This window comes from Candidatus Accumulibacter aalborgensis (assembly GCF_900089955.1).
Lineage (GTDB): Bacteria > Pseudomonadota > Gammaproteobacteria > Burkholderiales > Rhodocyclaceae > Accumulibacter > Accumulibacter aalborgensis.
The window spans coordinates 1-7,239 of record NZ_FLQX01000118.1; the positions used below are offsets into that span (position 1 = coordinate 1).

General features: G+C 66.2%; 7 protein-coding genes and 1 pseudogene. 1 reads left to right on the top strand and 7 read right to left on the bottom strand.

The features are described 5' to 3' along the window. Positions 1-545 (bottom strand): annotated as a pseudogene (locus ACCAA_RS12555) (hypothetical protein); the annotation flags it as partial. A 287-nt stretch (positions 546-832) separates the two neighbouring features. On the opposite strand from ACCAA_RS12555, the gene ACCAA_RS12560 reads away from it, so the two are divergent. Continuing rightward, a complete protein-coding gene (locus ACCAA_RS12560) occupies positions 833-1,240 on the top strand; it encodes a PIN domain-containing protein (protein ID WP_186407597.1) in 408 nt (135 codons plus the stop codon). Here ACCAA_RS12560 and bioD read toward each other — a convergent pair. Genes bioD through ACCAA_RS12590 form a run of 6 tightly spaced genes read right to left on the bottom strand, consistent with a single transcriptional unit; the run spans position 1,191 to position 7,111 of the window. Further along, on the bottom strand, positions 1,191-1,901 hold the full coding sequence (bioD, locus tag ACCAA_RS12565; RefSeq protein ID WP_186407598.1) for a dethiobiotin synthase: 711 nt from the start codon (positions 1,899-1,901) through the stop codon (positions 1,191-1,193). The genes ACCAA_RS12560 and bioD overlap by 50 nt on opposite strands. Further along, the gene (gene bioC, locus ACCAA_RS12570) at positions 1,898-2,668 is read right to left on the bottom strand and encodes a malonyl-ACP O-methyltransferase BioC (RefSeq protein ID WP_186407599.1); all 771 of its coding nucleotides are present in this window, start codon (positions 2,666-2,668) and stop codon (positions 1,898-1,900) included. The genes bioD and bioC overlap by 4 nt, the downstream gene beginning before the upstream one ends. Continuing rightward, complete coding sequence (gene bioH / locus ACCAA_RS12575) at positions 2,649-3,413, bottom strand: pimeloyl-ACP methyl ester esterase BioH (RefSeq protein WP_186407600.1); 765 nt, start codon at positions 3,411-3,413, stop codon at positions 2,649-2,651. The genes bioC and bioH overlap by 20 nt, the downstream gene beginning before the upstream one ends. After that, entirely contained in the window at positions 3,410-4,594 is a 1,185-nt protein-coding gene (bioF, locus tag ACCAA_RS12580; protein WP_186407601.1) for an 8-amino-7-oxononanoate synthase, read from the bottom strand. Before bioF ends, bioH begins: the two co-directional genes overlap by 4 nt. Then, positions 4,591-5,922, bottom strand: a complete 1,332-nt coding sequence (gene bioA / locus ACCAA_RS12585; RefSeq protein ID WP_186407602.1) for an adenosylmethionine--8-amino-7-oxononanoate transaminase — start codon at positions 5,920-5,922, stop codon at positions 4,591-4,593. Before bioA ends, bioF begins: the two co-directional genes overlap by 4 nt. 13 nt (positions 5,923-5,935) lie before the next feature. Next, the gene (locus tag ACCAA_RS12590; RefSeq protein ID WP_186407603.1) at positions 5,936-7,111 is read right to left on the bottom strand and encodes a DUF2863 family protein; all 1,176 of its coding nucleotides are present in this window, start codon (positions 7,109-7,111) and stop codon (positions 5,936-5,938) included. Positions 7,112-7,239 lie beyond the last annotated feature (128 nt).

Below are 7,239 nucleotides of genomic sequence, written 5' to 3' on the forward strand. Positions count from 1 at the left end.
CCGCTACCGGCTGCCGCCTGATTGAGGGGCGGTGCCGGCGAGCGGGGGGCTAAACGATTACGGAGCAGCATGTTGGCGGCCGGCGGCGCCTCGTTCATTCGGCTGGCGGCCACTGCCCGGCTCCAGATCTCTCCCTGCAACTCGTTTGAACGTGCCAACTCCGCCCTGGCTGCTTCGATGTCGGGCAGCCTCCGGTAGACCTCCAGCCGGGAATCCAGATAGCGCCGGAACAGGTCCCGCAGCGCCGGTTGCGCGCTGGGTGGCAGCAGGTCGAGCCGCAGGTAGGCGGTGCCGATGTCGTTGGTTTCCTGGACGATCAGGCTCCGACGCTGGTCGAAGCGCACCGCTGCACCCGAGAAAGTGAAGGCGATGAGCAAGCCGAGCAGGGCGAACACCGCGCCGTCGACCGCGCCGGTGCCGGACTGTGCGCCTTTGGGATCATTGGCCATCCGGCGAACACCAATCCGTCGACCAACTTCGAGCAGCAGGACCATGCCGACGAACAAGGCCAGGGTGACCAGCGAAGCGAAGGCGGTGTAGCTCATGGTTCTTCTTTCCCGGCAAGTCAATGCTGGCCATTTTCACCCCAAACCTGCGTCTCTGTACAGGGGAACGCCTTGCGGCACGGGTAGGCGCGAGGCGATGCCCAAGCGGATCGCCGACGGTGGCGGGTAGTTGTCCCTGGAGTCGTCGCCCGGCCTGTTGACTCAGCAGACAGGGGAATTCGAGTAGTGCCCGTGCGGGCAAACCCCATCGCAGCTTTTCGCGGACAGGGGAAGGGCGGGAGCACGCAGCGCTTGCTCCAGGATCGAAGCGAAGAACTGGGCAGAGAGTGACCGGCTATTTGCTGGACACCTCCGCGCTCCTGACCCTGCGAGACGACGAGCCAGGTGCGGAACGGGTAGCGGAACTGCTCGAACAGGCCGAGCTGGGGACGGTGCGGTGTTTTGGCTCGTTCATGTCACTGATGGAGGTGTTGTATCGCGTCTGGCGCGACGAAGGTGAGGCTGCCGGCCGCTTAGCTTATGAACAGTGTCTGGCACTTCCCATCGTATGGCTGCATGAAACGCCGGAGTTACTGAAGAGAGCTGCGGCGATCAAGGCCCATTACCCGCTGTCGGTAGCCGACGCCTGGATTGCTGCATGTGCGATTGAACAGGGGGCCGTTTTGGTCCACAAGGACCTCGAGTTCAAGGTCGTGCCGGTACTCCAGGAGTTGCTGCCTTGCAAGGGCCAGTAGGATTGGGAAGTCGCAGCGTCAGCGCCGCCTGTTCGGGAGTCGTGCCATGCGCGACGACGCCGAGCAGCGGCGCCGGCAGCCGCTCCTGCAAGGCCGCCAGGTTTTCGGCGAAGCGTGACATCGCCGGATCGATTCGGTTGGCTACCCAGCCAGCCAGCGGCAGTCCGCGGGCAGCGATCGCCTGCTGGGTGAGTAGCGCATGGTTGATGCAGCCCAGTCGCATGCCGACGACCAGGATCAGCGGCAGGCCGAGAATCGACGCCAGATCGGCGGTGTCGCCGGCGCTGCCGAGAGGCACGCAGAAGCCACCGACGCCCTCGACCAGGATCACGTCGGCCATCGTCTGCAACTGGCTTAGCGAGGCGGCGATGGTCGGCAGTTCGATGCTCCGACCTTCCTCTTCGGCGGCGATGTGCGGCGCAATCGCGGCCCGGAAGCCGTAGGGGTTGACCAGCGCCCGCGGTGCCGCGAACGACGACGCCGCGAGCAGGCGCTCGACGTCCTCGTTGAGTCCAGACTCGTCGAAGCCGGCGGCGATCGGCTTCATCGCCACCGCGGTCACGCCCGTATGACGGAAAGCGTGCAGCAGCGCGCAGGTGACGAAGGTCTTGCCGATTTCCGTGTCGGTGCCGGTGATGAACCAGCCGCGTTGGTTGGTCATTTTCTGGCGTAGGCAAGAATCACGTCGTAACGGGCGGGCAGGCCGTCGGACGTGCGATGCTGTTCGTAGGCCGCCTGTACCTGCTGCCAGGCACGACGTCCGAAGAGACCGCTACGCGCGCCATCGCCGACCGAGTTGGCGCCGATGTCCTTGATCGCGCGCAGCAGCGATTTGAGATCAGGGTAGTGCTGCCTGATTGTCCGCCGATGCAGCTCGATGTCCGTGAAACCGGCACGGGTCAGGGCACCCCGGATGGCGGCCGGTTCGCTGAAGGTCAGCGTGTGGCGGTAGCAGTCGATGGTGGTGAAAGCGTCACGCAGCTCGTGGAAGGTCTCGGGGCCGAGCGTACTGAGCGCCAGTCGACCGCCGGGGCGAAGGACGCGGCGCGCCTCGGCGAAAACCTTGTCGGTATCGCACCACTGGACGGTCAGGCTTGACCACCAGGCGGCAAAACTTTCGTCGCTGCACGGCAGTGCCTCGATGTCGGCAGCCAGGCAGACGTCGGCGTCACGACGCGCGAAGGCGAGCATCGCCGGGGCGAAATCGACCGCCGTGAGGTATGCCTCCGGCCAGCGCGAGCGCAACAGCCGGGCGCCATAGCCGGTGCCGCAACCGGCGTCGATGATGCTCGCTGGCTCCGGCAAGGGATCGAGGGCGGCCAGCAGATGGTCGCAGACCTGTCGCTGCAGTACGGCTGCGTCGTCGTAGGACGCGGCCGCGCGCTCGAAGGACTCGCGTACGCGCTGTTTAGGGGCTGGCTGGGGCATGATGGAAATCGTCGAGCAGGCGGACAAAGCGCTCGGGGTCGTTGAGGAAGGGTGCGTGCCCGGCAGCGGCGAAGACCTCCAGTCTGGCGTTCGGGAGCGTCTTGGCCAAGCACTGTGCTGCCGCCAGCGGGATCAATGAGTCGTTCTCGCCATGGATCAGCAGGCAGCGGGCAGTCACTGTCGGCAGCAGCGGACGCAGGTCGACCTCGCGCAGCCAGTTCAGGCCGCGGCTGAGCGTTTCGACGTCAGGCGTCGGCGCCTGCCGCAGGCCGGCGGTGAGCGTGCGGCTGATCGCGCGCGCCCGGATGTCGCCCTGGCTCAACAAGGCGATGAAACGCTGCAGCGTCGGTTGCGCCTGCAGCCTGACGCTGGCGGCAAAGCTGTCGACCACTTCGGGCGCCTGCCCAGCAGGCCAGTCAGCGCGCTGGGTGAAACTGGCGGTAGCGCCGACGAGGATCAGCCGTTTGACCTTTTCCGGCGACAGCCGCGCGGCGCGCAGCGCCAGCATGGCACCGAGCGACCAGCCACAGAGCGTCACCGGATGTGGCAGCGCGTCGATGACCGCCTGTGCCGTATTGGTGAAGTCGGCGCTGTCGTCTGGCGCCGCGCCGTAGCCGGGCAGGTCGACGAGATGCACGCGAAAGCGCTGCGCCAGCGCCGCCAGCAGCGGCTGCCAGACCGCGCTGTCCAGCCCCCAGCCGTGGATCAGCGCCAGGTCGGGCCCTTGGCCGATGACCGCGCTCATGCCAGCTCGCGCAAGGCGTCGACCAGGCGGCCGACCTGCTGTGCGCTGTGCGCCGCGGTCAGCGAGATGCGCAGGCGTGCGCTGCTCGCGGGCACCGTCGGCGGACGAATCGCCGGCACCCACAGGCCGCGCTCGTAGAGTGCGCCGGCGATACGCAGGGTTTCGTGGTTGTCGCCGATGATCAGCGGCTGGATCGCCGTCGGCGAGGGCAGCAGACGCCAGCGCGTGTTGGCCAGTCCGCCAGCCAGTTCAGCTAATCCAGACACTCCGTCGCGCAATTGGGCGGTGAGTCGCCACAGGTGATCGCGACGGGCATCGCCGCCGGAGATCAGGTCGAGGCTCGCGGCCAGCGCGCAGGCGACGATCGGGCTGCTGGCGGTGGTGAAGATATACGTGCGGGCGCGTTGTTCCAGCCATTCGATGACCGTCGTGTCGCCGGCGACGAAAGCGCCGGCAGCGCCAGCCGCTTTGCCGAGGGTGCCCATGAGGACCAGGCGCCTGGCCGCCGGCAGCCCGAAGTGCGCGAGGCTGCCGCGCCCGTGCTCGCCGAGGACGCCGAAACCATGGGCGTCATCGACCACCAGCCAGGCGTCGAAGCGCTCGGCGAGTGCGAGCAGGCCAGGCAGGGGAGCCAGGTCACCGTCCATGCTGAAGACGGCGTCGGTGAGAATCAGTTTGCGGCGCGCCGGACTCGCGGTCAGCAAGCGCTCGAGCGCGGCCAGATCGCCGTGCGGGTAGCGCTGGCTGTCGGCGCGCGAGAGCTGGACGGCGTCGATTAGCGAGGCATGGTTGAGGCGGTCGGCGAAGACCGCATCGCGACGCCCGACGAGCGCCGGAACGATCGCCAGGTTGGCCAGGTAGCCGGTGGAGAAGAGGAGCGCGCGCGGGAAGCCGGTGAAAGCGGCGAGCTTCTCTTCGAGCACCGCGTGCGGGGCGAGATGGCCGCTGACCAGATGCGAGGCGCCGCTGCCAACTCCCCAGGCGTTTGCGCCGGCACACGCCGCCTCGATCAGCGCCGGGTCGTTGGCCAGCCCGAGGTAGTCGTTGCTGCAGAAGCTGATCAGCTCGCGGCCGTCAACCCGCGCCTGCGGTCCGCAGGGCAGTTCCAGGGTGCGGCGCTGACGCCAGAGGCCATCGCGCTGTAGTGCTTCGAGTTCGCCTTGCAGTTCGTTCCAGATCATTCGGAGAGGGCGGCGTCCAGTGCGGCGATGGCGCGCGCGGCGAGGAACGCGCATTCCTCGGCGCTGATCACGTAGGGCGGCATGAAGTAGACGGTATTGCCGATCGGCCGCAGCAGGATTTCGTTGGCCAGTGCCTGGCGGTAGAAGCGCTGCGAAAACTGCGGATCGTCGCTGACCACGTCGAAAGCGGCGATCATTCCGCGTTGGCGTAGATGACGAACCTGTGGGTGGTCGGCCAGCGGGCTGAGGCAATCGGCGAGCTGCGCGGCGAGTAGGCGATTGGCGTCGATCACGCGATCGTCGGCGAAGATGTCGAGCGTCGCCAGCGCAGCCCGGCACGCCAGCGCGTTGCCGGTGTAGGAGTGCGAATGCAGAAAGCCGCGGCTGAGGCGGTCGTCGTAAAAAGAATCATAGACAGCGTCGGTCGTCAGGACGATCGACAGCGGCAGATAGCCGCCGGAGATGCCTTTCGACAGGCAGAGGAAGTCCGGTTTGATTCCCGCCTGCTGATGGGCAAAGAAAGTTCCGCTGCGGCCGCAGCCGACGGCGATCTCGTCACAGATCAGATGGACTTCGTAGCGGTCGCAGAGGCCGCGGGCCAGGCGCAGGTATTCCGGATCGTACATCGCCATGCCGCTGGCACACTGAATCAGGGGCTCGACGATCAGTGCCGCGATCCGGGCATGGTGCTCTTCGAGATGAGTTTCGAGACCGGCGGCGGCACGGCGAGCGACGTCGATGGGTGTTTCGCCATCGGTCGCCAGGCGGGCATCGGGCGTCGGTACTGTCGCGGCGGGGCGAATCAGCGGACCGTAGGCGTCCTTGAACAGAGCAACGTCGGTGACCGCCAGCGCGCCGACGGTTTCGCCGTGATAACCGCCGGCCAGGCAGAGGAACTCCTGTTTCTCGTGGCGACCCCGGTTGTGCCACGAGTGGAACGACATCTTGAGAGCGATTTCGGTCGCCGACGCGCCGTCGGAAGCATAGAAGCAATGGCCGAGTGTGTGGCCGGTCAGCGCTGCCAGCCTTTCGGAAAGCTCGATCACCGGCCGATGGGTGAAGCCGGCGAGGATGACATGTTCCAGTTCGTCGAGCTGTTGGCGCAGCGCCGCATTGATGCGCGGGTTGCAGTGGCCGAACAGGTTGACCCACCACGAGCTGATCCCGTCGAGGTAGCGGTGGCCATCGAAGTCGTACAGCCAGACTCCCTGGCCCCTGGCGATGGGGACCATGGGCAAGGCGGCGACCGCGTCGGCGTGCTGTTTCATCTGGGTGCACGGATGCCAGACGGCAGCCAGGCTACGTTGCAGCAGATCGCTGTTGCTCATCGGGATGATCGCTTCAGTGCAGGGTCTGCGACGGTGCGTCGTCCTGTTCCGGCATCTCGGCATGGACCGTATCGCCTTCGATGTTCGGATAGAGGGGCGCGCCGCAGTCGTCACAGAACTCGTAGGGGAACTGCTGGTCGAGCACGACGACTTCCTTCAGGCCCACCTTGCGCAGGACGGCTTCGATCTCGCCGGCGATTTCGGTGGTTTCGTCTTCAATGCCCAGCAGTGGCCAGACGACACCGTGGTACACCACGTCGCTGTCGGCTGGGCCGAAGCCGATCCGGTATTCCTCGAGTCGCTTGTCGTGGAAGCCACCAATCACGGCGCGCAGGTTCTCGTCGGGTTGGCCGAGGGCGGCCTGCAGGAAGGCGACAGAGGCATTCAGCGAGTACGGGCGCGAGGCGCTGTCCGACGCCCGGCACGCAGCGTGATAGGCATCGGCCAGCAAGGCCTGATAGGCGCAGCCGGTGAGCAGGGGTTCGAGGCAGGGTGCGCCCTGCTTCAACCATTCCTTGAGTGCCGTTTCGCGCGTGCTCTTGTCGGCCTCGTTCCAGCGGAAGATCGGCATGCCGCGGGGAACGGTCAGCGCGCCGACCAGGTAGCGCGTATCGGACAGGAAGCGGTTGGTTTCGGGCATCGCCGACGAATCGATGTTGAGGTCCGTCTGGGCGAGTGCGGCGGCTCCGAGTTCGTGCATCATTTGCCAGGTATCGACAAAACTGTGCGGCAGTTGATCGGGACTGTAAAGATAGTCGGCGAGCGCAATCCGTGCGCCGCTGGCGAAGACGTGTGCACCGAGATGCACCTTCAGTGTCTGCAGGGTTCCCTTGGGGATCGCCGCCGCCGGAATCGAAAAGCGCGACCAGGCCAGCACCGGCGCGGCAAAGAGCAGGAGGTCGAAGTCCTCTCCCTGATGCGAGATAACGCACGATTCGGCGTGCGCCTCGATGAGGTCGGCGAGGTCGTCATGGGCCATCGGATGGGTGTCGAACAGGCGGTCTAGCGACGCGGTGAAGTCATCCTCGGCGCCATCGTGGAACAGGCGATTGACGAGTTCGGCGAGGCGACTCTGCCAGAAGGTATCCTCGAGCTTGCTGCCGGACTCGGCCAGACCGATGGCCAGACGGCTTAACTCGGTGGCGTCGGCCGAGATGCGCTTGCGGGAGGAGAATCGGTTGCGTTTCATGGTCGGGAGCCTGAGGACGGTCAATCCGCCATTGTACCAAGCTGATTGGAGGATGACGGACGTTCCGGCAGCAGTTCTCATTTCAAACCCACGCAAGGCGGCTGCTGGCGTAGGTTGGCGCACGAGGA

Coding starts and splice junctions, on each gene's coding strand:
- bioD (WP_186407598.1), bottom strand. CDS start 1,901: ATGACCAACCAACGCGGCTGGTTCATCACCGGCACCGACACGGAAATC.
- bioC (WP_186407599.1), bottom strand. CDS start 2,668: ATGCCCCAGCCAGCCCCTAAACAGCGCGTACGCGAGTCCTTCGAGCGC.
- bioH (WP_186407600.1), bottom strand. CDS start 3,413: ATGAGCGCGGTCATCGGCCAAGGGCCCGACCTGGCGCTGATCCACGGC.
- bioF (WP_186407601.1), bottom strand. CDS start 4,594: ATGATCTGGAACGAACTGCAAGGCGAACTCGAAGCACTACAGCGCGAT.
- bioA (WP_186407602.1), bottom strand. CDS start 5,922: ATGAGCAACAGCGATCTGCTGCAACGTAGCCTGGCTGCCGTCTGGCAT.
- ACCAA_RS12590 (WP_186407603.1), bottom strand. CDS start 7,111: ATGAAACGCAACCGATTCTCCTCCCGCAAGCGCATCTCGGCCGACGCC.